Source organism: Edwardsiella ictaluri ATCC 33202, from assembly GCF_000264785.1.
Lineage (GTDB): Bacteria > Pseudomonadota > Gammaproteobacteria > Enterobacterales > Enterobacteriaceae > Edwardsiella > Edwardsiella ictaluri.
The window spans coordinates 37,516-63,201 of the sequence record NZ_AFJI01000007.1; the positions used below are offsets into that span (position 1 = coordinate 37,516).

At 58.9% G+C, this 25,686-nt stretch carries 22 protein-coding genes and 1 pseudogene; 12 read left to right on the forward strand and 11 right to left on the reverse strand.

From position 1 onward, the window contains the following. Nucleotides 1-23: 23 nt before the first annotated feature. On the reverse strand, nt 24-2,480 hold the full coding sequence (gene plsB, locus EIEH_RS00355) for a glycerol-3-phosphate 1-O-acyltransferase PlsB (protein ID WP_015869677.1): 2,457 nt from the start codon (nt 2,478-2,480) through the stop codon (nt 24-26). Nucleotides 2,481-2,604: 124 nt separating this feature from the next. On the opposite strand from plsB, the gene EIEH_RS00360 reads away from it, so the two are divergent. After that, nucleotides 2,605-2,967, forward strand: a complete 363-nt coding sequence (locus EIEH_RS00360; RefSeq protein ID WP_015869678.1) for a diacylglycerol kinase — start codon at nt 2,605-2,607, stop codon at nt 2,965-2,967. Nucleotides 2,968-3,057: 90 nt separating this feature from the next. On the opposite strand, the gene EIEH_RS00365 is transcribed toward EIEH_RS00360, so the two are convergent. From EIEH_RS00365 to citC, 7 genes and pseudogenes are all read right to left on the reverse strand, one after another. Further along, the gene (locus EIEH_RS00365) at nt 3,058-4,515 is read right to left on the reverse strand and encodes an anion permease (RefSeq protein ID WP_015869679.1); all 1,458 of its coding nucleotides are present in this window, start codon (nt 4,513-4,515) and stop codon (nt 3,058-3,060) included. Between the two features lie 29 nt (nt 4,516-4,544). Continuing rightward, nucleotides 4,545-5,456 (reverse strand): triphosphoribosyl-dephospho-CoA synthase CitG, encoded by a 912-nt coding sequence (citG, locus tag EIEH_RS00370; protein WP_015869680.1) that lies wholly within the window; start codon nt 5,454-5,456, stop codon nt 4,545-4,547. Then, nucleotides 5,434-5,982, reverse strand: a complete 549-nt coding sequence (gene citX, locus EIEH_RS00375; protein ID WP_015869681.1) for a citrate lyase holo-[acyl-carrier protein] synthase — start codon at nt 5,980-5,982, stop codon at nt 5,434-5,436. The genes citG and citX overlap by 23 nt, the downstream gene beginning before the upstream one ends. Nucleotides 5,983-5,988: 6 nt before the next feature. Next, a pseudogene (gene citF / locus EIEH_RS00380) lies at nt 5,989-7,509 on the reverse strand (citrate lyase subunit alpha). Between the two features lie 10 nt (nt 7,510-7,519). Next, a complete protein-coding gene (citE, locus tag EIEH_RS00385; protein ID WP_015869684.1) occupies nt 7,520-8,416 on the reverse strand; it encodes a citrate (pro-3S)-lyase subunit beta in 897 nt (298 codons plus the stop codon). After that, nucleotides 8,413-8,712 carry a citrate lyase acyl carrier protein gene (gene citD / locus EIEH_RS00390; RefSeq protein WP_015869685.1) on the reverse strand — a complete coding sequence of 100 codons (300 nt, stop codon included), beginning with the start codon at nt 8,710-8,712 and terminating at the stop codon, nt 8,413-8,415. The genes citE and citD overlap by 4 nt, the downstream gene beginning before the upstream one ends. Next, the gene (citC, locus tag EIEH_RS00395) at nt 8,709-9,785 is read right to left on the reverse strand and encodes a [citrate (pro-3S)-lyase] ligase (RefSeq protein ID WP_015869686.1); all 1,077 of its coding nucleotides are present in this window, start codon (nt 9,783-9,785) and stop codon (nt 8,709-8,711) included. The genes citD and citC overlap by 4 nt, the downstream gene beginning before the upstream one ends. Nucleotides 9,786-10,172: 387 nt before the next feature. Between citC and dpiB the strand changes: the two genes are divergently transcribed. The 4 genes from dpiB (at nt 10,173) to dinF (ending at nt 14,709) form a co-directional block, all read left to right on the forward strand. Continuing rightward, entirely contained in the window at nt 10,173-11,816 is a 1,644-nt protein-coding gene (gene dpiB / locus EIEH_RS00400) for a sensor histidine kinase DpiB (protein ID WP_015869687.1), read from the forward strand. Next, on the forward strand, nt 11,809-12,495 hold the full coding sequence (gene dpiA / locus EIEH_RS00405; RefSeq protein ID WP_015869688.1) for a two-component response regulator DpiA: 687 nt from the start codon (nt 11,809-11,811) through the stop codon (nt 12,493-12,495). Before dpiB ends, dpiA begins: the two co-directional genes overlap by 8 nt. A 120-nt stretch (nt 12,496-12,615) precedes the next feature. Continuing rightward, nucleotides 12,616-13,224 (forward strand): transcriptional repressor LexA, encoded by a 609-nt coding sequence (lexA, locus tag EIEH_RS00410; protein ID WP_015869689.1) that lies wholly within the window; start codon nt 12,616-12,618, stop codon nt 13,222-13,224. 153 nt (nt 13,225-13,377) lie between these two features. Then, nucleotides 13,378-14,709 carry an MATE family efflux transporter DinF gene (dinF, locus tag EIEH_RS00415; protein WP_015869690.1) on the forward strand — a complete coding sequence of 444 codons (1,332 nt, stop codon included), beginning with the start codon at nt 13,378-13,380 and terminating at the stop codon, nt 14,707-14,709. An 18-nt stretch (nt 14,710-14,727) separates the two neighbouring features. Here the strand turns inward: dinF and zur are convergent, their stop codons facing one another. Continuing rightward, nucleotides 14,728-15,201 carry a zinc uptake transcriptional repressor Zur gene (gene zur / locus EIEH_RS00420; RefSeq protein WP_015869691.1) on the reverse strand — a complete coding sequence of 158 codons (474 nt, stop codon included), beginning with the start codon at nt 15,199-15,201 and terminating at the stop codon, nt 14,728-14,730. Between the two features lie 438 nt (nt 15,202-15,639). Between zur and EIEH_RS00425 the strand changes: the two genes are divergently transcribed. From EIEH_RS00425 to alr, 5 genes are all read left to right on the forward strand, one after another. Further along, complete coding sequence (locus EIEH_RS00425) at nt 15,640-16,290, forward strand: hypothetical protein (protein ID WP_015869692.1); 651 nt, start codon at nt 15,640-15,642, stop codon at nt 16,288-16,290. Nucleotides 16,291-16,472: 182 nt separating this feature from the next. Beyond that, a complete protein-coding gene (dusA, locus tag EIEH_RS00430; protein WP_015869693.1) occupies nt 16,473-17,522 on the forward strand; it encodes a tRNA dihydrouridine(20/20a) synthase DusA in 1,050 nt (349 codons plus the stop codon). Between the two features lie 163 nt (nt 17,523-17,685). After that, on the forward strand, nt 17,686-17,904 hold the full coding sequence (gene pspG / locus EIEH_RS00435) for an envelope stress response protein PspG (protein ID WP_015869694.1): 219 nt from the start codon (nt 17,686-17,688) through the stop codon (nt 17,902-17,904). A 140-nt stretch (nt 17,905-18,044) separates the two neighbouring features. Next, entirely contained in the window at nt 18,045-19,457 is a 1,413-nt protein-coding gene (gene dnaB, locus EIEH_RS00440) for a replicative DNA helicase (protein ID WP_015869695.1), read from the forward strand. 140 nt (nt 19,458-19,597) lie between these two features. Then, complete coding sequence (alr, locus tag EIEH_RS00445; RefSeq protein ID WP_015869697.1) at nt 19,598-20,689, forward strand: alanine racemase; 1,092 nt, start codon at nt 19,598-19,600, stop codon at nt 20,687-20,689. A 70-nt stretch (nt 20,690-20,759) separates the two neighbouring features. Here the strand turns inward: alr and yqhD are convergent, their stop codons facing one another. Further along, on the reverse strand, nt 20,760-21,917 hold the full coding sequence (gene yqhD, locus EIEH_RS00450; protein WP_015869698.1) for an alcohol dehydrogenase: 1,158 nt from the start codon (nt 21,915-21,917) through the stop codon (nt 20,760-20,762). A 209-nt stretch (nt 21,918-22,126) separates the two neighbouring features. Between yqhD and EIEH_RS00455 the strand changes: the two genes are divergently transcribed. Together EIEH_RS00455 and EIEH_RS00460 are read left to right on the forward strand one after the other, a co-directional pair. Next, a complete protein-coding gene (locus EIEH_RS00455) occupies nt 22,127-23,038 on the forward strand; it encodes an AraC family transcriptional regulator (RefSeq protein WP_015869699.1) in 912 nt (303 codons plus the stop codon). A 58-nt stretch (nt 23,039-23,096) separates the two neighbouring features. Beyond that, nucleotides 23,097-24,386 carry an alpha/beta fold hydrolase gene (locus EIEH_RS00460; protein ID WP_015869700.1) on the forward strand — a complete coding sequence of 430 codons (1,290 nt, stop codon included), beginning with the start codon at nt 23,097-23,099 and terminating at the stop codon, nt 24,384-24,386. A gap of 46 nt (nt 24,387-24,432) precedes the next feature. Here the strand turns inward: EIEH_RS00460 and EIEH_RS00465 are convergent, their stop codons facing one another. Beyond that, nucleotides 24,433-25,065 (reverse strand): outer membrane protein, encoded by a 633-nt coding sequence (locus EIEH_RS00465; protein ID WP_015869701.1) that lies wholly within the window; start codon nt 25,063-25,065, stop codon nt 24,433-24,435. Between the last annotated feature and the right edge of the window lie 621 nt (nt 25,066-25,686).

Here is a 25,686-nt window from a genome sequence, read left to right on the forward strand (position 1 = left end):
TTTCGGGGGGATCTCCGTGCGTGTTACGCGGTGCCTCCGTCCGCACCGCCGGTATCTTCCAGCGCAGCGATGCTGACGCTTTCGATGGTCAGACGGATCTCCGGGGTCAGCAGATCGGCCAGCAGGTTATAGATCTCCAGCGTCTGCTCGCGTACCGCATCGCCGACGTCGTTGATATAGCCCTCTGCGCGCAGCGTCGCCACCAGGGTGGCGAAGACCGCCTTGTCGAAGAACTCCGGCGCATTGATGCCGTGCAGCAGTGACAGACGCTGGGCCAGGATGCGGCTCTCTTTCTCCAGGGCGCCGCGGCTGATGCTGGGGTTGGCGCTCAGCAGCGAGAAGGTGATGGCATAGCGCTGCAGGGTTTCACGTACCCCGGCAGCCAGTAGCTGCAGGGAGCGGATACGCGGCGGGTTAATGATCAGGGTGTCATCCTGTAGACTGATCAGCTGCTGACGACACAGTTCATCAATGATCGGGCTGAGCACCTGCGGCAGCGTCTCCGGCACATAGTGCATGAACAGTTCCTGCTTCAGCATCGGGTAGATCACCGCCGCCTGGCGCAGCAGCTCATCGCGTGAGATCTGGCGGTGGTGGATCACCATACTGGCAACCAGCGCCGGCAGTACCAGCATATGCTGAATGTTATTGCGGTAGTAGGTCATCAGCACCGCCTGCTCACGCGGCAGGATGATCAGATCGCCGATGTTATCCTTCTCAACCTCAAACTTATTCATCTGCAGGGCGTGGTCCAGCAACTCCTGCGGCGTGCGCTGCGGCAGGGTTGCATCCGGCGCATAGGGTACGTTTTGCAGCAGCTGAAGATAGCACTCCAGCTGCTCCAGCAGCTGCTCGCGGGTCAGCGCACGCTGGCGTGAGGCCAGTAGCGCCGTGGCACACAGGTTCATGGCGTTAGCTGCAGCGGCCTTATTGATGTTGACCATCACTTCGCCGGCGATGCTGTTAACACTGGCGGGGAGCCAGTGCGGGCGCTGAGCCTCGATAGGATCGATAGCCTCACGCCACTCCGGCACGTGCTGGTTGAGCCAGACGTTAAGGGAGATAGGCTCGCCAAAGTTGACGTAGCCCTGGCCCAGGTTGCGCAGCTTACGCAGCCCACGCACCATCTGCGGTAGGCTCTCTTTTTCTTTGGTCGCCCCGCGCAGCTCTTTGGCGTAGGTGGCGACCTCCATCACGTGCTCGTAGCCGATATAGACCGGTACCAGGGTGATAGGACGCTTACCGCCGCGCAGCATAGCCTGCAGCGTCATGGCCAGGGTGCCGGTTTTTGGCTCCAGCAGACGGCCGGTACGTGAGCGCCCACCCTCCATAAAGTATTCGACGGAGTAGCCGCGGCTGAACAGCTCGCCGAGGTATTCGCGGAACACCGTGGAGTAGAGCTTATTGCCCTTAAACGTCCGGCGGATGAAGAAAGCGCCCAGCCGGCGGAATATGGGGCCTGCCGGCCAAAAGTTCAGGTTGATGCCGGCGGCGATATGCGGCGGCACCAGCCCCTGGTGGTAGAGCACATAGGAGAGCAGCAGGTAGTCCATGTGGCTGCGGTGGCAGGGAACATAGACTATCTCGTGACCATCCTGGGCCAACTGGCGCACGCGCTCGGCGTTATGGACGTTAATCCCTTGGTACAGGCGGTTCCAGGTCCAACTGAGTACGCGGTCGGAGAGACGCACCGCCTCATAGGTAAAGTCAGCCGCAATCTCCTCCATCAGCGCGACCGCATTCTGCTGGGCCTTCTCGCGGGAGATCTTCTTGCTGCGGGCTTCGTCTTCAACGGCCTTCTCAATGGCCTTGGATCCGAGCAGCTTATTGAACAGTGCCTGTCTGTCCGGCAGGCGCGGGCCGACGGCGGCCAGGCGCAGGCGGGAGAAGTGCATACGCGCCACGCGCGCCAGCTTCTGGGCGATGGTTTTGTCGGTGCCGTGTTCATCGGCCATATAGCGCAGCGAGACGGTATTGGAGAAGCGCACAAAGCTGTCGCGTCCCAGCCACAGCACGGCGAAGAATTTCTGAATCCCGTTGAGCAAGCGCAGCTGCGGGGCACCCTTATGGTCCTCGCGGCCCGGCGCACGACCAAACATCACGGAGACCGGTATCATCTGAATATCCAGCGACGGGTTGCCGCGGTGTAGATCCAGATAGTCGAGGAACAGTTTGACCGACGCCTGCTTGGGCGCGTAGTAGCGGAAGACCCGCGGGCCATCGTCTATAAAAACATAGCGCGGCAGGATGACACCATCGATTTCATTGTCATCCAGCGGGTCGGGCAGATCCAGCGCCAGACAGCGATCGCGTAGGGTCAGTAGATCCACCTTAGAGTTATAGGGCAGAACATAGAAGACCGGCCGGGTGGTGTCCAAACGCAGTTCGGCCACCGGATCGGTGGGGATAACTTTACTTTTTACAAGTAATTTAAGAATTAAATTCAACAGCTTATAATATATTTTACGCCATCCAGACATAAAAGTACCAGCCTCTTGTTAGCAATGCGCGGCAAGAATACCAGAAAGTGGTCCTGAGATCTGTGGTGCCGGGATCCGGGAAGCGGTTAAAATGCCCGCCAATGCTTATCATTATGGATTATTTATGAATAGTACTACAGGTTTGACCCGAATCATCAAAGCGGCCGGTTACTCGATCAAAGGATTGCAGGCGGCATGGCGCCATGAGGCGGCGTTCCGTCAGGAGAGTCTGCTGCTGGTTGTCGCGGTGATGCTGGCCTGCTGGCTTGACGTCACGGCGGTTGAGCGCATTTTGCTGATCGGCAGCGTGACGCTGGTGGTGATCCTGGAAATACTCAACAGCGCCATTGAGGCGGTGGTGGACCGGATTGGCAGCGAGCGCCATGAGCTGTCCGGTCGCGCCAAAGATATGGGTTCGGCAGCAGTATTTGTGGCGTTGTGGCTGGCGCTGTTTGTCTGGGTCAGCATTCTGTGGACGCATCTGTAATCACGCTGAGGCTGTGATGATAAAAATAAACCCCCTGCATCGACAGGGGGTTGGGACGGTAGCGATCGTCAGCGGAGAGGGCGTATCGGCTTAGTACCACAGCGCCATGATAGGCCAACCGATCGCCAGTAGGGCGGTGATGTAGATAACCCCGAAGATGGCCCCCAGGCGCCAGTAGTCTTTGGACTTCACGTAGCCGCAGCCATAGATGATGATCCCCGGGCCGGTGGCATACGGTGTCAGACAGCCCATCAGGCCGATAGAGAGCACCAGCAGCAGGCACAGCTGATCCATCGGAACGCCCGGGATGCTCTGGCCGACAGCCAGGATCACCGGCAGCATGGTGGCGGTGTGGGCGGTCAGGCTGGCGAACAGATAGTGAGCGAAGTAGAACACCAGCACCAGGGCGATGACCGTCGCGGTCGGTGAGAAGTCGGCCAGATGGGCACCCATGGTCTTGGCGAACCATTCGATAAAGCCGGAGCGGGTCAGTCCGTTGGCCATCACCACCAGGGTGGACAGGTTGACCAGGGTGTTCCAGGCGCCGCTGTACTTGGTGACATCCTTCCACGGCACCACGTGCAGCGCCAGCATCAGGGCGACTGCCAGCAGGGCGACGGCGGTGGCGTTGATGAAATCATCGCCAAAGACCCACAGCGCCAGGCTCAGCAGCACCAGGCAGATCAGGGTGATTTCACGGCGGGTCAGGGCGCCCATCTCTTTCAGCGCGCTACCGGCCCAGGTGGCGACCTGCTCGCTGTGGGTCACGGTCGGCTTGTACAGCACGTAGGAGAGCCACGGGGCGACGACCAGCAGCAGCAGACCCACCGGCAGGAAGCCGAGGAACCACTGCATCCAGGAGATCTGGATACCGGCAATTTTACTGACAAACTCCAGGCCCAGTACGTTCGGTGCGGCGCCGGTGACGAACATGGAGGAGCTGATGCTGGTACTGATCACCATCATCCACATCAGATAGCTACCGATGCGGCGTGAAGAGGGATCGTTGGGATGGGAGTCGAACAGCGGCGGCAGGTTTTTGATCACCGGAAAGACGGTGCCGCCGGTACGCGCGGTGTTAGACGGCGTAAAGGGTGCCAGCAGGATATCAATGATGACGATGGCATAGCCGAGAGTGAGCGTTCGCTTACCCATAAACTTGACCAGCAGCAGGGCGATCCGCCGACCCAGCCCGCTGACCTCATAGCCCAGGGCAAAGATAAAGGCGCCGAATACCAGCCACACGGTGGTGCTGGAGAAACCGGCCAGCCCCCACTTCAGCGCCTGCTTACTGGCGTTGAAGGCGGGATCGGCCAGTTCGCTGGGGTTAAACAGCAGGAACTGGTTGCCAATCACCACGATGGTCACGGCGATAAAGCTGATGGCGGTTGCCGGGATAGGCTCAAGGATCATCCCGACGATCATGGCGACAAACACGGCAAAATAGTGCCAGGCCTGTGGCGGCATGCCATCGGGGACTGGGAGCATAAACATAATCCCCATCACCACGAGGGGCGCGAGCAGTTTCCCTATCTTCTCTTTGGACATAACTGATGACTCCGGTAAGGATGATATTTTTAATGTTCAGCGTGCAAAATCGGGTAACAGAGGTGAGCCAGAAACCAGGTAAGGATCAGCAGATCCGCGCTGCCGCCCGGGCTCAGGTGACGGTTGATACACTCGGCGTCAAAGCGGCGCAGCGCCTGCAGATCGGCCGGGGTGCGGATGCCGCCGGTTGCCAGTAGCGCAGCGGCGCTTAGCTGCATCCAGCGCAGCCCGCTCTCGCCGCCGCGCGCCGCGACATTGGTATCCTGGTTATGCGCCATCAGCTGCACCAGGGTGTCGAGCAGTGCCAGCTCCGGATCGCGTCCGGCGGCCAGCGCCTGCTGGTAATGGGGAAGCGCCAGATTCAGCACCAGAGGGTAGCCGGCCTCCGCCTCGCCGCGGGCGCCGGTAATGCCCAGCGTCATAAACAGGCGCTGCCCGGCCGTGGATGCCTGCGCCGGGCGCAGGGGAGCCAGCTCGCGCGCGACCAGCCCGCGGCAAAACTGAGCCGCATAGCCGCACAGCCGCGCGGGGGTAACAGGCTGGCCGCGCTGGTGGCTGCGCCCGGCGGCGGCGCACAGCAGGCCGAGAGAAAAGATACTGCCCTTATGGGTATTAACGCCGGCAGTTGCGCGGAACATGTCCGCCTCGCAGGCGATACCGAGTGCGCGCAGGCCGGGCAAGACGCTGCTGCCGTCCAGCGCGGCGCTGTCGGCGCCGTATTCGACAAAGCGGGCCAGCCAGGGGGCGATGGCATCGGCGCTGCGCACAAAGTCGCTGTGTGCCATGTCGCGGTGGGCGCCGCTGTTGTGGCGATCGACCAGACCTGGCTTAGGTGTCAGATTGACCTCAGCCAGCATGGCACGCCAGCCCAGGATGGCATAGTGCCCACAAACCTGCTCCAGGGTACCGGGATACGGATTACGCGTTATCGGATTCGGCATCATGGAGCAGTGCCTCCATATGGGCGAGAAGTTGGGCCACGTCGTGGCGGCGCTCACGGGCGCACAGCACGGCGGGGCGTTGGCAAATCAGGCAGCGGCGGGCCGGCAGCTGGTGATCGCCGCGCGACAGGATCTGTCCGTCGCTTGCCACGACATCCATGTCCCAGAGCCGCCCCAGGGGATGGCTCTGCTCCAGTGCGATGGTTGCCCGTTTGACCCGTTCGGCCGACGCATCGATGGCCATCAGCCCTTCCGGGCCGGTGGCGAAATCCAGTGAACGCTGCTCCCTGATGCTCCACTCCTGACGCTGTGCCAGCTGATTCAGCGCCGCGATGCCCGCATTGAAGATGCGGCGCGTCAGCGGGCTATCCTTGACCGGGCCGGGGGAGACCACGGTAAAAGAGATCAACGTACAGGTATGGCGGGCCAGCCATGCCGTCTGCCGGGACTGCCTGCATTCACGGCTGAGGAGCAGTTCCGGCAGGGTGACGGTATGGCTGGCCGCCAAATGGGGGAGCAGGGGCATCATCGCCTATTCCTTGACCTGACGAACCACGTCAATGACGGAGCCGTCGCGGTAGCGCACCACGGCCACGACTTTGTCGGTAAAGGCGATCGGCTTCGGCTCACCGGTCAGGGAGAGCGCGCGATCGCGCAGCCATCCGATGCTGACCAGCGGCAGACCGGCGTCGCGCAGACGCTGGGCCAGCTCCGGGCGCGCCGGGTTGACGGCGATACCGTGGTCGGTGACCAGGATGTCGACGCTGGAGCCCGGTGTGACGCAGGTCAGCACATTATCGACAATGGTCGGGATACGTCCGCGTACCAGCGGCGCCACGATGATGGAGAGCGCGGAGCCGATGGCGGTGTCGCAGTGGCCGCCGGAGGCACCGCGCAGAACGCCGTCGGAGCCGGTCAGGACGTTAACGTTGAAGTGAGTGTCCACTTCCAGCGCACTCAGCACCACCACGTCCAAGCGATCGACGGCGGCACCTTTGGAGCTCCAGTTTGCGTACTGGTTGGCGCTGATTTCGATGTGGTTCGGGTTGCGTACCAGGGAGCCGGCGGCAGCGCGGTCGAAGCTCTGTACGTCGAGCAGCTTACGGATGTATCCCTTCTCGTGCAGATCGACGATGGTGGAGGTGATGCCACCCAGGGCAAAGTCGGCGCGAATATTGGCGCGACGCATCTTGTCTTCCAGGAAACGGGTCACCGCCAGCGAGGCGCCGCCGGTGCCGGTCTGCAGCGAGAAGCCTTCGTTAAAGTAACCGGAGTGAGCGATCACTTCCGCCGCGCTGCGGGCAATCAGCAGTTCACGCGGATTGGAGGTCATGCGGGTGGCGTCGGCTCCAATCTTGCTGGCATCGCCGACATGCTCGACCTAGACGATCAGGTCGACCTGGTCTTGGGTCAGACTGGCCGGGTTGTGCGGATAAGAGAGGATTTCTTCGGTCAGCAGGACGACGTTATTGGCGGCTTCAGCGTCGGCGCGAGCGTAGCCCAGCGAGCCGCAGCAGGCGTTGCCGGTATAGCCGTTGGCGTTACCGAAGGCGTCACAGGCGGGTACCCCGAGGAAGGCCACGTCGATGTTCAATTCACCGCTATTGATCAGGTGAACGCGGCCACCATGGGAGTGGATCTGCACCGGCTCGTCGAGCAGACCGTGGGAGATGGCATCGGCCAGCGGGCCACGCAGCCCGGAGGTGTAGATCTTGCGTACCACGCCGTTGCGAATGTGGCCCACCAGCGGCGCATGGCAGTCGCTTAGGGAGCTGGAGGCCAGCGTCAGATCTTTGAAGCCCATGGCGGCGATGGCATCCATCACCTGGTTCAGGGTCAGATCGCCACCCCGGAAGGCGTGGTGGAAGGAGATGGTCATGCCGTCGCGCAGGCCGCTGCGGCGGATGGCCTCCTCCAGGGAGGCGCACAGCTTGCGATCGCGAGCGCGATCGTCATGGTACTGTGCCTTGCTGACGTCATTGAAAGCCGGCAGCGCGCTGTCCCGTTGGCTAAAGGCGGCTACGCGGGCGTTTCGTTGGGTATCTTGTGTCATCTTTATCGCCTTATTCTTCACGGATGCCGGACAGGGCCGCGCGGGAAAGCACCAGACGCGCGCGCTCGATAACCGGGCTGTCAACCATCTTGCCGTTCAGGGAAACCACGCCGCGTCCTTCGCGGGCTGAGGCTTCGGCGGCATCGACCACCAGACGGGCGTGATCGACCTCTTTCTGGGTCGGAGCGTACAGGTTGTGCAGCAGCTCGATCTGACGCGGGTTGATCAGTGACTTGCCGTCAAAGCCCAGCTGTTTGATATGGGAGGCTTCACGCAGGAAGCCCTCATCGTTGTTGGCGTCGGAGTAGACGGTGTCAAAGGCCTGGATGCCGGCCGAACGGGCTGCCTGCAGGATGCTGCAGCGGGCGAACAGCAGTTCGATCCCTTCCGGAGAACGCTCGGTACGTAGGTTGCGCACATAGTCTTCGGCGCCGAGCGCGATGCCGATCAGGCGTGGTGAGGCGTGGGCGATGGCCACCGCCTGGGTGATCCCCTGGGCGGATTCGATGGCGGCCAACAGGCCGGTGCTGCCGACGTCACGCCCGCAGGCGCGTTCGATGCGGGCGATTTCATTTTCGATGGCGATGACGTCGTCGGCGGAGTCGGTCTTCGGCAGGCGCACTACGTCAACGCCGGCGCGAACGACGGCCTCCAGGTCAGCGACGCCGTAGGCGGAGTCCAGGGCATTCACGCGCACGATGGTTTCGATATCGTGATACAGGGGATGCTGCAGCGCGTGGTATACCAGACGGCGGGCGGCGTCTTTTTCACGCAGCACCACGGAGTCTTCCAGGTCAAACATCAGCGCATCGGCCTTATAGATAAAGGCGTTGCTCAGCATGGCGGCGTTGGCGCCGGGAACAAACAACATGCTGCGACGGGTGCGGGTTTTCTGTTGCGGTGTCATGCGCGATCCTCCCAGGGCAGACTGACCAGGTCGGCGGCGCGCGCCAGCAGGGTTTCCAGACGTGCGCGCAGGACACAGTCAAGCGCACCTTTATCGTCAACGATCAGCTGTATGCCGCGCACCTGATAACGGTTGAGGACGTCCAGCACGGTGGCGCGGATGGCGTCGCCAAACTGTTTTTCGACGCTGCTGCTGATTTGCAGATCGAGAGCCTGGTCGTCTTCAATGGGCGCGATGCGTACCATCACGTCGCTCGACTCAAGGGTGCCAGCGACGGCTGCGTGGTTTATTTTCATTTGTCACCTGTAACTAAGACGGATTCCTGGGACCGGCGCTCCACACCCGCCGGTATCGAGGCGATCAGACGGGCCAGATAGGCCCGCGTCGCGTTGGGTACCAGTGGGGTGATTGCCGGAATATCTTTGCGTACCAGCAGCTTGCGTACCCAAGAGGCTGAAATGGGGGTGTTGTGATAGGTCAGCCTGGCCACTTCAACCAGGTGGATCGGCGGATAGGGCAGCGCCGGGGTTTCCAGCCAGTAACGCATATCCTGATTGTATTTGGCGGTGACCGGGCAGAAGGGCTCTGTCCCGACGAAGCGGTGGGTAATGCCCAGAGCCGGCGCCAGATACTGCCGGAATATCTTGATATCGATTTCGGTGTAACAGTTATCGGCTACCCCCTGCTCTTTAATGAAATAGCAGGGGAAGGTGGCGCGGGAGATGATGTATTCGGAGCCCGGGTGCAGCGTCAGATTGGCAATATCACTCACGCCGGAGCGAACCAGCGCCAGCCGATCTTCATAAGGAAAGCGTGAGGTATCTTCACGGACTAAAAACAGGTGCAGCCAGTCGCATTGACTGGCCGCCTGCCGGACGAGGTAGCGGTGTCCGTTGGTGAACGGGTTAGCATTCATCACGATGGCACCGATTTTTTTCCCTGGGTGGCGCAGCGTCACTAATGTTTCGGCATAGCGTTGAAGGCGGACTTTACTGTTCTCCATCAGCACCATAATCCCGGGAACCCGGGTAATGGTGGAGAAACCGCACTGATGGAACATCCCTTCGTTTTCTTCTTTTGTATAAATGAAAAGGTTATTCCGCCCTAACTCATAGGCTAGATTGACCAATTCGGTGGCCAGCGTCAGGGCTAATCCTTCGCCGCGGGCGGCGGCACTGATGGCGACACACTTTATGATATCGCCGGCGATACCGCCGCAGGCGATGATTTTGTTATCCCGCTGTGCGCAAATAAATATTTCTACTGAGGTGTCAATGTTGAGGCCATTTTCACGCAGAAAATGAGTGATGTCGGCAATCCTTTTTTGCTCAGAGCGCTTAATCTGGGTGAATACAGTATTGCTGAACATAAGGATTCCTGCTCTGCGTCGCGATGGCTACGTTAAATAAATGTATCTTTTATCAAGTCAATAACTTTTCGTTTTCAATCAAAGGTAATAAAACTTTTCTTCCTGTTTTTATTCCCCTTGGCTGTTGTTAAATTAATCCTAAATAGGAATTGGGTGGGAATTTTTGACCTGATTCACAAACGGAAAGCAGTTTTAAATCACCTTAATAGTTTTTATCTTCGTAATTTAAAATAAAGATTTTTATAGACTGGTTTTTATTTGCTTAATTGATTTAATAGCGATAATCTGCAAAAGTAGAAAATCATTATGGCCAGGCTATCAGGAAACAAAACGATTACATTTGAGGTATTCAAAGGTAATCGAAACGTATTAAAAGGTGAGGTAACGATGGTAAGAATGCCGAATAACAGTGCGGTGAATTTCTTTCGCCGCATGGCGTTCCCCCTGCGTATTTTTTTACTGTTACTGCTGGTTTCCTGCTGCCTGTTTGCCGCGCTGGGGAAGTACCTGTCAGCCAGCTTTGAAGACTACATGATGAGACAGGTGCACGACATGGCGATGAACCAGGCCAAGATCATCGCATCGATGGACAGCGTTGTGGAGGGGGTGAAGGCGCGCGATACCCACCGCTTGGCGCTGATCGCCGATCGTCTGGGTACCGGGACTGACTTTGACTATGTAGTCATCGGCGATCGGAACTCCGTCCGCCTGTATCATCCCAATCCGGCCAAAATCGGCCACAAAATGCAGTTTACCAAGCCAGGCGCCATGGAGAAGGGTGAGAGCTATTTTATCTCAGGCAAGGGCTCTCTGGGCCAGGCACTGCGCGCGAAAACGCCCATTTTCGATCATCAGGGGCAGGTGATCGGGGTCGTTTCCCTGGGCTATCTGGTCAGTAAGATTGATAGCTGGCGCCTGGACTTCCTGCTGCCCATGGCCGGGGTCTTCGTGTGTGTGCTGCTGCTGCTGCTGCTGCTCTCCTGGCTATTTGCCGCGCATATCCGACGACAGATGATGGGGATGGAGCCGCGTCAGATAGCCCGGGTGGTGCGTCAGATGGAGGCCCTGTTCGGCGCCGTATTTGAGGGGCTGATTGCGGTCGATCCTGACGGACAGATCACGGCAATAAATCGCAATGCCCGCAAAATGCTGGGGCTAAGCGCACCGGGCCGCCAGTGGCTGGGACAGCCGATAAGCCAGGTGGTCTCGCCGTCAGACTTTTTCACCGATCGTATCAATGAAGATCGGCGTGATGCCATTCTCACCTTTAACGGGCTGAACGTGATAGCCAACCGGGCGACCATCCGCTCCGGCGATGGCGATACGCTGCTCGGCGCGATTATCAGTTTCCGCAGCAAGGATGATATCAATACGCTTAATGCCCAGCTGACCCAGATCCGCCAGTATGTCGACAGTCTGCGCACTGTGCGCCATGAGCACCTTAACTGGATGTCGACGCTGAGCGGGCTGCTGCAGATGAAAGAGTACGATCGGGCGCTGGAGATGGTACGCGGCGCGTCGCAGGCGCAGCAGCAGCTGATCGACCGCCTGCGCGATGCATTCAGTGACAAGGTGGTCGCCGGGCTGCTGTTTGGCAAAGTGCACCGGGCGCGCGAGCTGGGGCTGACGCTGACCATCGTCGACGGCAGCCAGCTGCATGCGCTACCGGCGGGGCTGGACAACACGGAGTTTGCGGCGGTATTGGGCAATCTGTTGGATAATGCCTTCGATGCCAGCCTGAAGAACCCACAGGGGGGCGGCGGCGTTGAGGTCTATCTGTCGGATGAGGGCCGCGAGGTCATCATTGAAGTGGCCGATCAGGGCTGCGGTGTCCCGGATACGCTGAAAGACAACATTTTTGAGCAGGGCGTGAGCACCAAGGCGGAAGATCCTGGGGAGCACGGTATCGGCCTGTACCTTATTGCCCGTTATGTCGGGCGTTGCGGAGGCACCATTACGCTGGAGGATAACCAGCCCTATGGCACTCTATTTTCTGTTTTTATCCCGAAGGTGAAGCGTGAACATGAATAAAATCAATATATTAATCGTCGAGGATGAAACGCCGCTGGCTGAGATGCACGCGGAGTTTATCCGCAATCATCCCTGCTGCGGCCAGCTGTGGCTGGCCGGTAATCTGGCTCAGGCCCGGGCGATGATTAAACATTTTCACCCGGATTTGGTGCTGTTGGATAACTATTTGCCGGATGGCGTCGGGGTGCATCTGCTGCATGAGCTGACCCAGCAGCGCTATCCGGGTGGCGTGGTGCTGACCACCGCTGCCAGCGATATGGATACCGTCTCAGAGGCGGTACGCAGCGGTGCCTTCGATTACCTGATCAAACCCATTGCCTACGAGCGTCTGGGGCAGACGCTGGATCGCTATCAGCAGCGCAACAGCATGCTCAGCGGGCATCAGAATGCCAGCCAGCGTCAGATAGACAGCATGTATAACGCCTATGCACGCGGGGACAGCAAAGAGGATCTGCCGGTCGGCATCGATGCCTTGACGCTGGAGAAGGTGCAGGGGCTGTTTGTGGACGATACGGTACGTCATACCGCCGAAAGCGTGGCGCAGAGTCTGATGCTGAGCCGTACGACGGCGCGGCGCTACCTGGAGTTCTGCGCGGCGCGTCAGCAGATCGTAGCCGAAATTGTCTATGGCAAGGTGGGACGTCCACAGCGTATTTACCGGGCGCAGGGGAAAATCTGAGCACCGTCTGGCGGTGGCGGAAAGCACGCCGTGGCCGGTGTTTCGTGTATTTCACGGTTTTAAATTATCCGCCACCTGTATATACTCACAGCAAAACTGTATAAACGAACAGGGGGCGGAATGAAAGCACTTACGGCCAGGCAGCAGCAGGTCTACGATCTGATTCGCGATCATATCGAACAAACCGGCATGCCGCCGACGCGTGCCGAGATTGCCCAGCGCCTCGGTTTCCGCTCACCCAACGCCGCAGAGGAGCACCTGAAGGCGCTGCAGCGCAAAGGGGTGATCGAGATTGTCTCCGGCGCGTCGCGCGGCATCCGCCTGCTGATGGAAGATGAGACGGGGCTGCCGCTGGTTGGTCAGGTGGCTGCCGGTGAGCCGCTGCTGGCGCAGCAGCATATCGAAGGATTTTACCAGATCGACCCGTCGCTGTTTAAGCCTGGCGCCGATTTCCTGCTGCGGGTCAACGGCATGTCGATGCGTGATATCGGTATTCTGGACGGCGACCTGCTGGCGGTGCACAAGACCCAGGATGTCCGCAACGGTCAGGTGGTCGTCGCGCGCATTGAGGATGAGGTGACCGTTAAGCGCCTTAAAAAACAAGGGAATATGGTACAGCTTCTGCCAGAAAACTGCGATTTTCAGCCTATCGTCGTCGATCTGCGCGAGCAAAGCTTTACCATTGAGGGGCTGGCCGTCGGCGTGATCCGCAACGGCGACTGGATCTAGGCTGTGTCCCGCCCCGGCGCGTAGTGCCTCTGCGCTTCCGGCCAGCGCATTACCCCGGTCTCCCACCCCGCGATCCCCTGGCTCGCGGGGTCTTTTTTTGCCGTTTCAGTGCGCTACGCCGGTGTGACCCGGCCAAACGATGAGAGGAATGTGATGCGAGGCGTTTTCCGGGAAGACAAGGCGCTGTGGCGCCTGGCGCTGCCGATGATTCTGTCGAATGTCTCCGTTCCCCTGCTGGGTGTGGTCGATACGGCGGTGATTGGTCATTTGGACTCGCCGGTTTATCTGGGTGGCGTGGCGGTGGGCAGTATGGCCACCACTTTTTTGTTTATGCTGCTGCTGTTTTTACGCATGAGCACCACCGGGCTGTGTGCCCAGGCGTTCGGCGCTGCCGATCGCCCGGCGCTGGCGCGGGCGTTGCTGCAGCCGCTGATCATGGCCCTGCTGGCCGGGGTGGGCATTATCCTGCTACGCCAGCCGCTCAGCGCGCTGATGCTGCAGATCGTCGGCGCCGGGGCCGCAATACAGGCACAGGCGCAGCTGTTTATGCATATTCGCTGGCTGAGTGCGCCGGCGACCCTGGCCAACCTGGTGATTCTGGGCTGGCTGCTGGGGGTGCAGTACGCCCGGGCGCCGGTGCTGCTGCTGATTGTCGGCAATGTGGTGAATATCGCGCTGGATCTGTGGCTGGTGGTGGGGTTGGGCTGGAAGGTGGCCGGTGCCGCCTGGGCTACGGTGATCGCTGACTATGTCACGCTGCTGATGGGGGCAGCGCTGCTGCTGCATGTGATGCGTCTGCGTGGGCTGCGCCGGGCGCATTTCCGGCACGCCTGGCGCGGTAACCTGCGCCGCCTGATGGCGCTGAACCGCGATATCATGCTGCGCTCCCTGTTGCTGCAGCTGTGCTTCGCCTCGCTGACGGTGATCGGCGCGCGGCTGGGGGCCGACATTGTGGCCGTCAATGCGGTGCTGATGAATCTGCTGACCTTTACCGCCTATGCGCTGGATGGCTTTGCCTATGCTGTCGAGGCTTACTCCGGCCAGGCCTTTGGCGCCCGCGATGCCCCGGTGCTGCGCCGGGTATGGCGCGCTGCCTGCCGTCAGGCAGGGGCGGTAGCGCTACTGTTTGCGCTGGCCTACAGCCTGTTTGGGCGCGATATTGTCAATTTGTTGACCTCGTTGCCTCAGGTACAGACCCTGGCGCTCGACTACCTGCCCTGGCAGGTCGTGCTGCCGCTGCTGGGAGTGTGGTGCTACCTGCTGGACGGCATGTTTATCGGTGCGACGCGCGGGGCTGATATGCGTAACAGCATGGCGGTCGCGGCCCTGGGATATGGCATGACGCTGCTGAGCATACCGTGGCTGGGTAATCATGGGCTGTGGCTGGCGCTGGCGGTATTTTTGATGCTGCGCGGTCTCTCCCTGTGGCTGATCTGGCGCCGCCGCTGGCGCACCCAGCGCTGGTTCCCCACCGGGGCAGCGTAGTCCGCCGCCGTGATGGCACTAGCGGGCCGGCGTTTCGCCGTCGGGCTCCTGGGCACAGGCGTGGCACAGGCCATGGGCTTCGATTACGCAGTGCTGCAGGGTAAACCCGTCCTGCTGCGCCAGCGTCTCCAACTGCTGTTGCAGGAGGTCGGCCGAACGTTCATGAACCTGGCTGCAGCGGTGGCAGATAAACAGCGCAGAGGTGTGACACGGCTTATCGAGATGGTGGCACATCACATAGCTGTTGGTCGATTCGACCTTATGGATAAAACCCTGCTCCAGCAGGAAATCAAGCGCCCGATAGATGGTCGGGGGCTTCGCCCGCGGCTCGGATACCCGCAGCAAGTCAAGCAGATCGTAGGCGCTGATGGCGCCCTGCTGAGCGGCCATCAGGCGCAGCACCTCCATCCTCTGGGGTGTCAGGCGGACATTGCGCTGCTGGCAGAGCTGTTCTGCCTGGGCCAGCAGTCGCTGCAAAGTGGGGGTGGTCATGGTCGCGGTTCTCTGCCAATAGTGTGGCGCCATTTTACCACAGTTAACACGGTGCCCCGAAGCGCATCGCAGCCACTTCGGTGTCGATCCGTGGTTTAAACCTTGTTATTTTATCATCCTAAATATATATCGATGGCAGACGCTGACATTTGGAGCGGGTAATTTAGCCCTGCGCCGCTCACCCTGTGCGATGGTTCGGGCATCGACTCGGGCTCATCCACTCTATAATTTCGCTAATAATATGTTTCTGGCCAAGGAGATAAAAATAATTAATATTTTAAAGTTAATAGTAATTCACGGACCCGTAAAAATAAGAATATAAATAATAAAAATATATTTCGATATCTAATGAAAATAACTTTTATATCAACCCTACCGTAGGGTATTGCGTAAATCTGCGCGTGCGCGATATAGAACTCAGGGAAAGGTAACCTAGACATGGATCTTATTTTAGCGATCGAACACTGGCCGCTGCGCCAGGCGATAGTGGAGCTTTACCGACGGCAGTTCACCATTATTTCACTGCCGGACGCGGTACCATTTTCGCCCCGTATCCTCAGCGCGCTGCATCGGGCCGGTAGTCTGCTGGTGACGGACCGACAGCGCCATAACCTGCTGCAGACTGTGGAGAGGGTGCGCCGCCATAGTCTGATTCCGGTGATCATCATTAACCGGCAGGATAACTACCTGACCCAGCTGATTGCCCGTTTTTTTAACGGTGCCCACGCCCTGAGCTACGATTCGTTTTACCGCCATATTCAGCGGCGTACCTTTCATCCGCTGGATCTCTATTTTTTGCCCTATTCGCGCGGCGCACAGGACGCCTGCTGGAGCACTGGTGAGACGGTGTATGCCCGGCTAAATGCCTTTGGCCTGATGACGCTCTACCAGCGCGGGGTTACCCTGCGCGAAGCTGCGGTGCTGCTCAGTCTCTCTTACCATAACAGTACGGCGATGACCGCCCGCCTATTGGGGATCCATGAGCAGGCGGTGGTGTACTGCAAGCGAACACTGGGGAGTAAGCTGGGGCTGGACCATCACCGGCCCGACTTTATCAGCCACATTTTCCTCTCTCCGGACGCGCGGTAGGGGCCGCCTGCGATGGCGTTGGGCATAGCGCTGGGCGTGGGAAAGCACGTTGCGCTGCGTGTCGGCCCGATGTGCGCTTTTTGTGCTCAGGGCAGGTATGCTAGAATCGCCGCCCCGCGCGCTACCCGGCGCGACAGTGGGTAAATGGGGCACATTATCATATGGGACACGGCGAACACGTAATGACTCAGGCAGCACATCAAGCAGTACATATCGAACAAGCGACGGGCGCCCGCGGGCGGGATCAGGCGGGCGCATTCTCCTCACAACGGTTCTCTATCGCCCCGATGCTGGATTGGACCGATCGCCATTGTCGCTATTTTCACCGTTTGTTGAGCCGTCAAACCCTGCTATATACCGAAATGGTGACCACTGGTGCGATTATCCACGGTAAGGGTGACTATCTGGCCTACTGCGAAGAGGAGCACCCGCTGGCGCTGCAGCTGGGCGGCAGCAATCCGGCCGATCTGGCCCGCTGCGCCCGGCTTGCCGAAACGCGTGGCTATGATGAGATCAACCTGAACGTGGGCTGTCCGTCGGATCGGGTGCAAAACGGCCGCTTTGGCGCCTGTCTGATGGGCGAGGCGCAGCTGGTGGCCGACTGTGTGAAGGCGATGCGCGATGTCGTTTCGATTCCGGTGACCGTGAAGACCCGTATCGGTATCGATGAGCAGGATAGCTACCCGTTTCTGTGCGATTTTATCGGTACCGTTGCCGGGCAGGGGGAGTGTGACACCTTTATTGTCCATGCGCGCAAGGCGTGGCTGTCGGGGCTGAGTCCCAGGGAGAACCGCGAGGTGCCGCCGCTGGACTATCCGCGGGTCTACCGCCTCAAGCAGGATTTCCCTCATCTGACCATCGCCCTTAACGGCGGCGTAAAGCGTCTGGATGAGGCGCGGGCCCATCTGCAGCATGTGGATGGGGTGATGGTGGGACGCGAGGCCTACCACAATCCGGGGATACTGGCACAGGTGGACAGCCAGCTGTTCGATGCCGACGCTGCGGTGCCGGACAGCGTGGCGGTGGTACGGGCGCTCTACCCCTATATCGGGCGAGAGCTGGCGCAGGGGACCTATCTGGGCCATATCACGCGCCATATTCTGGGGCTGTTTCAGGGGATCCCCGGTGCGCGTCAGTGGCGCCGTCACCTGAGCGAGAACGCCCATCGCCCGGGTGCCGGTATCGATGTTGTGGAGCAGGCGCTGCGCTTCGTTGATCGCCGCGCTGAGTAATTTGACCAACAGTTGGTGATTTTCATCACATCCTATGCCTCCCAGCCAGCGCGATGTCGCTGGCATTTTTATTGAATCAATGAGTTAACGCTGTTTTAAACATTGGCATGGATTTTGGATATTCATGGATAGCCCGTCGCAGTGACGGAATGGAGAGAAGTCGATGCTGGAAGTGATGTTTGTCCTGGCTTTTTTTATGATGCTGCTGCTGACCGGCATATCTCTGCTGGGAGTGATTGCCGCGCTGGCCGTCGCGGCGCTGCTGTTGGTATTTGGCGGACTGTTTGTGCTGGTCATTAAGCTGCTGCCATGGCTGGCATTGGCGATCGTGGTGGTCTGGCTGTACCGCGCGCTGCAAAAAAAACAGCCGCGTCGCTATTAGGCGCGACGTTCTGCGCAGAGTCGGCTCCATGCCTTGCCTTCTGCTTGCCGTGAACGGCTACGACTTATCCATGCGCCGGGCGTCGGCATTGGTTATACTGTCGCGCGTCACTGGCTCACAACAGGTAAAGCATTTCCACTATGGCAGGAAACAATCCCAGCAGTAAATCCCGCGAAGCACCCCGCGATCGCCAGATGGAGGGGCTCAAGCTGCCCCCGCACTCTCTGGAGGCTGAACAGTCCGTTCTCGGCGGCCTGATGCTGGATAACGAACGCTGGGATCATGTGGCCGAGCGTGTGGTCTCCAATGACTTTTACAGTCGCCCCCATCGTTTGATCTTTGGCGAGATGCAGCGTCTGCTGGAGCTGGGGCGCCCCATCGATCTGATTACCCTGTCAGAGTCGCTGGAGCAGCTGGGACACCTGGAGAGCGTCGGCGGCTTTGCCTATCTGGCTGAGCTGTCCAAGAATACCCCCAGCGCCGCCAACATCAATGCCTACGCCGATATCGTACGCGAGCGCGCGGTGGTGCGGGAGATGATCACCGTCGCCAATGAGATCGCCGACGCCGGCTACGATCCGCAGGGGCGCAGCAGCGAGGATTTGCTGGATCTGGCCGAGTCACGGGTGTTTCAGATAGCGGAAAACCGCGCCAGTAAGGATGAGGGGCCGAAGAGCATCGACCGGATCCTGGAAGATACGGTGTCGCGCATTGAGCAGCTGTACCAGCGGCCCCACGACGGGGTGACGGGGGTATCGACCGGCTATCAGGATCTGGATAAAAAGACCGCCGGGCTACAGAAGTCCGATTTGATCATCGTGGCGGCGCGCCCGTCGATGGGTAAGACCACCTTTGCGATGAACCTGTGTGAAAATGCGGCGATGACCCAGGACAAACCGGTGTTGATCTTCAGCCTGGAGATGCCTGGCGAGCAGATTATGATGCGTATGCTGGCGTCGCTTTCCCGGGTCGATCAGACCCGTATCCGTACCGGACAGTTGGACGACGAGGACTGGGCACGGATTTCCAGCACCATGGGGCTGCTGCTGGAGAAGCGCAATATGTATATTGACGACTCCTCGGGCCTGACCCCGACGGAGGTGCGTTCGCGTGCGCGGCGTATCTTCCGCGAACATGATGGTCTAAGCCTGATCATGATCGACTACCTGCAGCTGATGCGGGTGCCCTCGCTGTCGGATAACCGTACGCTGGAGATCGCCGAAATTTCCCGTTCGCTCAAGGCGTTGGCCAAAGAGCTGCAGGTGCCGGTGGTGGCTCTGTCGCAGCTGAACCGTTCATTGGAGCAGCGCGCCGATAAGCGCCCGGTCAACTCCGACCTGCGTGAGTCTGGCTCTATCGAACAGGACGCCGACCTGATCATGTTCATCTATCGCGACGAGGTCTATCACGAAAACAGCGATCTGAAGGGCGTTGCCGAGATCATCCTTGGCAAGCAGCGTAACGGCCCCATCGGGACGGTGCGCCTGACCTTTAACGGCCAGTGGTCGCGCTTTGATAACTACGCGGGCCCAGCCTATAGCGATGAAGACTAAGCCCCCGATGCACGCGGCACTACAGGACGTATGCGCCCGTGGCGGATCGCGTCTCTGCCTGTGGGACAATTTCATGAGCCGGGCGCCGGGCGCCCGACCCGATATCCAACCAAGCTCATTAATGGAACCAAGGAAGCAACATGAAAGCGGCAACCGCCATCATTGATCGCCGCGCTCTGCGACATAACTTTCAGCAGATCCGTAAGTTTGCGCCGCACAGTCGCCTTATTGCCGTGGTGAAGGCCAACGCCTACGGACACGGACTGCTGGAGACCGCAAAAATCCTCAACCAGGCTGACTGCTACGGCGTGGCGCGCATCGGCGAAGCGCTGATGCTGCGTTCCGGCGGGATCGTTAAACCGATCCTGCTGCTGGAGGGCTTTTTCTCCGCCAGCGATCTGCCGGTGCTGGTGGCCAATAATATCGAAACGGCGGTACACAGCGAAGAACAGCTGCAGGCGTTGGAGAATGCCGGTCTGGAGCGCCCGATCAGGGTATGGATGAAGCTGGATACCGGTATGCATCGTCTGGGGGTGCGTCCGGAGCAGGCCGAGGCGTTTTATCGTCGTCTGTGTGCCTGTCCTAACGTGGCCCAGCCGGTAAACTTTATGAGCCACTTCAGCTGCGCCGATGAGCCGGATAGCGGGCGTACTGAGGTGCAGCTGGCCTGTTTCGACGATTTTGTGCGGGGGAAAACGGGGGAGCAGTCTATCGCCGCCTCCGGCGGGATCCTGCTGTGGCCACAGTCGCACCGTGACATGGTGCGGCCGGGGATTATTATGTACGGCGTCTCGCCACAGGCGGATCTGTCGCTGGCGGCCGATCACTACGGGCTGCAGCCGGCGATGACCCTTCAGTCTAGCCTGATCGCGGTGCGCGAGCATAAGGCCGGCGAACCGGTGGGCTACGGCGGCGCCTGGGTGGCGCAGCGTGATACCCGTCTCGGGGTGGTGGCGATCGGCTATGGCGACGGCTATCCGCGCAGTGCGCCGTCGGGCACACCGGTACTGATCAATGGCCGAGAGGTGCCGATTGTGGGGCGGGTTTCCATGGATATGATCTCGGTCGATCTGGGGCCGCAGGCGGCGGATCGTGTGGGTGATAACGTGATCATGTGGGGACCGGGGCTGCCGGTTGAAAAAGTGGCCGCCTGTACCGGTATCAGCGCCTATGAGCTGATCACCAAGCTGACCTCTCGCGTTGCGATGGAATATATCGGTGAAGAGGCGTAGGGCCCCGTTGACACATCATCGATAGCGCGGGCCGGCATTTGCCGGCCCGCGCTGTTTTTCGTGCCCAGGATCAGCGGGCCGCCTGATAGATCTGGCGGCTCTGCTCCGGCGTGATATCGCCGTGCTCGCCCAGGGCGGTCATGCGGTGCTCCTGCAGCTTGTCGAGCAGCGCCGGAATGGAGCTGCCGTCCAGGCCGTAGTCGCCCAGGCGAGTTTTTACCCCCATCTGCTCAAAGAAGGCCCGCGTCGCGGCGATGGCGGCATCAATGCGCTGTTCGTCGCTGCCGCTGTGGATATGCCAGACCCGCTCGGCGTACTGCAGCAGCTTGGCGTGTTTTTTATCACGCTTCAGCTGCAGCACGTTGGGCAGCACAATGGCCAGGGTCTGGGCATGATCCAGCCCGTGCATGGCGGTCAGCTCATGGCCGAGCATATGGGTAGACCAATCCTGTGGTACCCCGGCGCCGATCAGTCCGTTGAGCGCCATGGTGGCACACCACATGATATTGGCGCGCACCCCATAGTTTTCCGGCTCCTGCAGCGCCAGTGGCCCCTCTTCGATCAGGGTCTGCAGCAGCCCTTCAGCGAAGCGATCCTGCACGCGTGCGTCGACCGGATAGGTCAGATACTGCTCCACGATGTGCACAAAGGCATCCACGACCCCGTTGGCGATCTGACGCGGCGGCAGGGTGTAGGTGACCTGCGGATCCAGCACGGCAAAGCGCGGCATGACACAGGGGGACATGAAGTGCAGCTTGTCACCGGTTGCGCTGCGGGTGATCACGGCTCCCATATTCATTTCAGAGCCGGTGGCCGGCAGGGTGAGAACCACCCCCATCGGAATGGCGCGGGTGACGTCGCTGCCGACGGTTTCCATGATGTGCCAGGGATCGCCTACGTAGTCTGCGGCGGCGGCGATAAACTTGGTTCCGTCAATGACCGAGCCGCCGCCGACGGCGAGAAGATAGTCGATCTTCTCGTTATGTACCATCTCCACCGCCTGCATCAGGGTTTCGTAGTGGGGGTTGGGCTCAATACCGCCAAACTCAAAGACGTGGCGGCCGTGCAGGGCGGTGAGCACCTGATCCAGTACACCGTTACGTTTAATGCTGCCGCCGCCGTAGGTGATCAGGACGCGTGCCTGCGGCGGGATCTCATCGCGCAGGCTGGCAATCTGATCTTGGCCAAACAGAATTTTGGTCGGGGTATGAAGAACAAAGTTTTCCATGATACAACCCTCACTCATATACCTAAAAAGCGTGAATATGTCCGGCGTCAGCGCCGGTATAAAACTTGAGTGCTATTGTGGGCGTATTGTGCTATCGACTCAATGCACATTCCTGTAGGTTGTTTGCCTATTTCTACATAAAAATGTAGAAAAATATGTTAAACAGGTAGAATAATTGCCAATTAAGTTGGTTGTATGGAGATCGTCATATGGTTATCGACGATAGATGGAAACAGTTGGCTGCACAGGTACAGCGCCTGCATCAGCAGCCGGGGGTCAAGCCCTCGCCGGTCGGGCATGTTAACCTCATCTATGTCAACGCACATCAACCCCGTACGCCAGTCATGTATCAACCCAGCCTGATCATTATATTGCAGGGGCGAAAAGTCGGGTATCTGGGCGAGCGGGTGTTTCACTATGATCCGAGCAATTATTTGCTGATGACGCTGCCGCTGCCCTGCGAATGTGAGACCTTTGCCTCGCCGCAGGAGCCGTTGATCGGCCTGGCGTTGCGGGTTGACGTGCAGATGCTGCAGGATCTGCTGATGGATATTGGCGATGGGATGCGTACGGCGGTGCGTCCGCATGCCGATGGGGTGCGCTCGGTCGCGTTGGACGACGCCATGTTGTGTGCCTGCGAACGTCTGGTGGAGGCGATGGAGGATTCCCTGCATGCGCGGGTGCTCGGTCCGCAGATTGTTCGGGAAATGCTGTTCCACGCCCTGTGCGGGGCGGGCGGTGACGCACTGCTGGCACTGGCCAGCCGCCATAGTCACTTTAGCCAGATAGCCAAGGCGCTGCGCCTGATCGAGCAGAACTATGCCAGCAGTCTGAATGTTGACAGGCTGGCGCAGTCGGTCAATATGAGCATCTCATCGTTTCACCATAACTTTAAGGCGGTGACGGCGACCTCGCCGCTGCAGTACATTAAATCGTATCGGTTACATAAGGCGCGCATGATGATCCTGCACGATGGGCTGAAGGCCAGTACGGCGGCGAGTCGGGTTGGCTATGAGAGTCCATCGCAGTTTAGCCGTGAATACAAACGGTTTTTTGGTAATACTCCCAGCGATCAGGCCAGCCGCTACCGCAGCGGCGGACTGCGCATCGCGGAACTGTGAGTCTGGACAGACTGATACCCGTCGGGAGGGTGGTCTGTATGCCAAGGAGTGTCGACAGATGATTGAACGAGCGTTTTTAGTACCGGGGATGGCGGTGCGGGAGTTTCGTACTGAGGTACCGTTAAACTGGCGCGACCCCAGCGACGGGCGGCGGCTGACGCTGTTTGCCCGTGAGCTGTGCGCGCCGGGCCGCGAGGCGGATGAGATGCCCTGCCTGCTGTTCCTGCAGGGGGGCCCCGGCGGGAAATGCCCGCGTCCGATCTCCCGCAGCGGCTGGCTGGCGGAGGCGCTGCGCGATTACCGGGTGATCCTGATGGATCAGCGCGGCACCGGCAACAGTAGCCGGATCGAGGCCAGTGCCTTGCGCGATCTGACCCCGCAGCAGATGGCGGATTACCTGAGCCACTTTCGCGCCGATGCCATTGTGCGTGACGCGGAGCATTTGCGCCTGCGCCACTTTGGCGGACGGCGCTGGACGACGCTGGGGCAAAGCTACGGTGGTTTTATTACTCTGACCTATCTATCCCAGGCGCCGCAGGGGTTGCATGCCTGCTATATCACCGGTGGCCTGCCGGCGATAGCGCCGGGTGCCACCCGACTGTATGAGGCGACCTATAACCTGGTAGCGCAGCGCAATCAGATTTTTTTTACCCGTTATCCACAGGTGCGTGAGCAGCTCGATCGTATCGTCGCCTTGCTGCGCGAACAGGCGGTATACCTGCCAGACGGCGACCTGCTCAGCGTAGAGCGTCTGTTGACGCTGGGGCTGGATATGGGAATGAGTGAGGGGTATGAACGCCTGCTGTGGCTGCTGGATGAGGCTTTCAACCAGGAGGGGGAGCTGAGCGACACTTTCCTGAATCAGGTGATGCAGCGCAGCGGTTTTGCCGATAATCCGCTGTATGCGGTGCTGCATGAGAGCATCTATGCCGATGATGCCAGCGGTGCGACCCATTGGGCTGCTCAGCGGGTTCGTGATGGGCTGCCGGCGTTCTCTTCAGAGCGGAGTTCGCCGCTGCTGACCGGCGAGATGATCTATCCATGGATGTTTGATCAGATGCAGTCGCTACGTCCGTTTCGTGCGGCGGCAGAGCTGCTGGCCCGGCGAGAGGTGTGGCCGGCGCTGTATGATGCCGCGCGCCTGCGCGATAACGGCATACCGGTGATGGCGGCGGTGTACTATCACGACATGTATGTCGATGTCGGCCTATCGTTGGAGAGTGCGGCACAGATCGGAAACCTACAGACCTGGATTACCAGCGAGTACGATCATAATGGCCTGCGTGTGGCACCGGTGTTCCGGCGGCTTCGGGAAATGATGGCCGAGCGCGGCGTCATGGCCGAATAGCAAAACGGCTCCCATCGGGAGCCGTTGGTTTTCGCGAGCGAACCACTTAGAAGTAGTAGTTCACACCCAGAGTAAAGTCATGGGTGGCCACTTTGGCCTGGGAGTTACCGGCGTTGGCTTTGCCTGCGTCCAGGTATTTGTAGCCCAGATCCAGATCCAGACGCTCGTTAACGTTGTAGATCACACCGGTACCGACGCTCCAGGCAAAGTTATTGCTGTTGCTCTGTACGTTGTCGCCGTTCATGTCGTTTTTCAGGCTGACATTAGCATAACCGATACCGGCGCCGATGTACGGAGTGAAAGGCGTACCGGTTTTGATGTCATAGTATCCGTTAACCATCAGCGTCTGCAGACCCAGACGGCTGTTGTTAGTCTCTGCGGCATCGTTGGTATGGCTGGAGGTGGCGTGAGCGCGGAAGGTGTAGTCCAGCTCAGCGCGAACCGGCAGGCTGAACTGGTTTTCGAAGTTATAGCCGAAAACCAGACCGGCGTTACCGACGCCTTTGTTATCGTTGCTCATGCCATTGCCATTAACATCTTTCTGATCGAACAGATGCTCGGCGCTGATACCCATTTTGGCACCGGCATAGTAACCGGTATTGTTGGTACCTGCAGCGTTGGCCAGAGTTGCGCCGGAGACCAGACCTACGAACAGGGCCAGTTTAGTGAATGCTTTCATGATGGATTCCTGATTATCAACATTTCGCGTGACATAGGACCTATCGAGTGACCTGTATCACAAAAAAAGAACATGCTGCACAATGATAGCCAGCAATGATGAAAATTTGAATTTATTTAATATGAATAAAATCAAAGGGGAAGATAAAATTGTATCCAATGTTTGCCAACTGTTTAAAATATGATGATCCTACATTGCAGAGGTATACGTAAAAATGGTTTACGGGCGGTTGTTATTTGTTCTCTGTAAGGATCAGCGTTAGCTAAAATAGGAATTTTTAGTTTTTAACGATATGAAAAAAATTTTATATAACCAATTAAATAGAAGATACGTATAGATTTACCCATCTTATCTTTTTTATTTCACCTTATAGATAAGGTCTTTTTATATTATTTTTGTCTATTTTTACACATAAAATGCGCTGGCGGCATTCACTTGTCAGGAGGATCGGGTAGGGGGCCCTACTGAGCGGTAAAAAAGAGATACCTGTATCCTGTTATTCTACGCAGACACAGTCGTAGTGAATATGGAAGTGATTAAAATCAGTTTAAAGTTTTTGTTATTGCAAGATAATCATTTTATCCATCCAAGATGGGGCCTGACATACTGGGATATGCCATC

Excerpts from the sequence above, each read along its gene's own strand:
- EIEH_RS00465 (WP_015869701.1), bottom strand. The coding sequence starts at position 25,065 with ATGAAAGCATTCACTAAACTGGCCCTGTTCGTAGGTCTGGTCTCCGGC.
- EIEH_RS00360 (WP_015869678.1), top strand. The coding sequence starts at position 2,605 with ATGAATAGTACTACAGGTTTGACCCGAATCATCAAAGCGGCCGGTTAC.
- citD (WP_015869685.1), bottom strand. The coding sequence starts at position 8,712 with ATGAAAATAAACCACGCAGCCGTCGCTGGCACCCTTGAGTCGAGCGAC.
- zur (WP_015869691.1), bottom strand. The coding sequence starts at position 15,201 with ATGACCACCCCCACTTTGCAGCGACTGCTGGCCCAGGCAGAACAGCTC.
- plsB (WP_015869677.1), bottom strand. The coding sequence starts at position 2,480 with ATGTCTGGATGGCGTAAAATATATTATAAGCTGTTGAATTTAATTCTT.
- dusA (WP_015869693.1), top strand. The coding sequence starts at position 16,473 with ATGACTCAGGCAGCACATCAAGCAGTACATATCGAACAAGCGACGGGC.
- alr (WP_015869697.1), top strand. The coding sequence starts at position 19,598 with ATGAAAGCGGCAACCGCCATCATTGATCGCCGCGCTCTGCGACATAAC.
- EIEH_RS00425 (WP_015869692.1), top strand. The coding sequence starts at position 15,640 with ATGGATCTTATTTTAGCGATCGAACACTGGCCGCTGCGCCAGGCGATA.
- dinF (WP_015869690.1), top strand. The coding sequence starts at position 13,378 with ATGCGAGGCGTTTTCCGGGAAGACAAGGCGCTGTGGCGCCTGGCGCTG.
- EIEH_RS00455 (WP_015869699.1), top strand. The coding sequence starts at position 22,127 with ATGGTTATCGACGATAGATGGAAACAGTTGGCTGCACAGGTACAGCGC.
- yqhD (WP_015869698.1), bottom strand. The coding sequence starts at position 21,917 with ATGGAAAACTTTGTTCTTCATACCCCGACCAAAATTCTGTTTGGCCAA.
- citC (WP_015869686.1), bottom strand. The coding sequence starts at position 9,785 with ATGTTCAGCAATACTGTATTCACCCAGATTAAGCGCTCTGAGCAAAAA.
- dpiA (WP_015869688.1), top strand. The coding sequence starts at position 11,809 with ATGAATAAAATCAATATATTAATCGTCGAGGATGAAACGCCGCTGGCT.
- dpiB (WP_015869687.1), top strand. The coding sequence starts at position 10,173 with ATGGTAAGAATGCCGAATAACAGTGCGGTGAATTTCTTTCGCCGCATG.
- citX (WP_015869681.1), bottom strand. The coding sequence starts at position 5,982 with ATGCCCCTGCTCCCCCATTTGGCGGCCAGCCATACCGTCACCCTGCCG.
- pspG (WP_015869694.1), top strand. The coding sequence starts at position 17,686 with ATGCTGGAAGTGATGTTTGTCCTGGCTTTTTTTATGATGCTGCTGCTG.
- lexA (WP_015869689.1), top strand. The coding sequence starts at position 12,616 with ATGAAAGCACTTACGGCCAGGCAGCAGCAGGTCTACGATCTGATTCGC.
- citG (WP_015869680.1), bottom strand. The coding sequence starts at position 5,456 with ATGCCGAATCCGATAACGCGTAATCCGTATCCCGGTACCCTGGAGCAG.
- EIEH_RS00365 (WP_015869679.1), bottom strand. The coding sequence starts at position 4,515 with ATGTCCAAAGAGAAGATAGGGAAACTGCTCGCGCCCCTCGTGGTGATG.
- EIEH_RS00460 (WP_015869700.1), top strand. The coding sequence starts at position 23,097 with ATGATTGAACGAGCGTTTTTAGTACCGGGGATGGCGGTGCGGGAGTTT.
- dnaB (WP_015869695.1), top strand. The coding sequence starts at position 18,045 with ATGGCAGGAAACAATCCCAGCAGTAAATCCCGCGAAGCACCCCGCGAT.
- citE (WP_015869684.1), bottom strand. The coding sequence starts at position 8,416 with ATGACACCGCAACAGAAAACCCGCACCCGTCGCAGCATGTTGTTTGTT.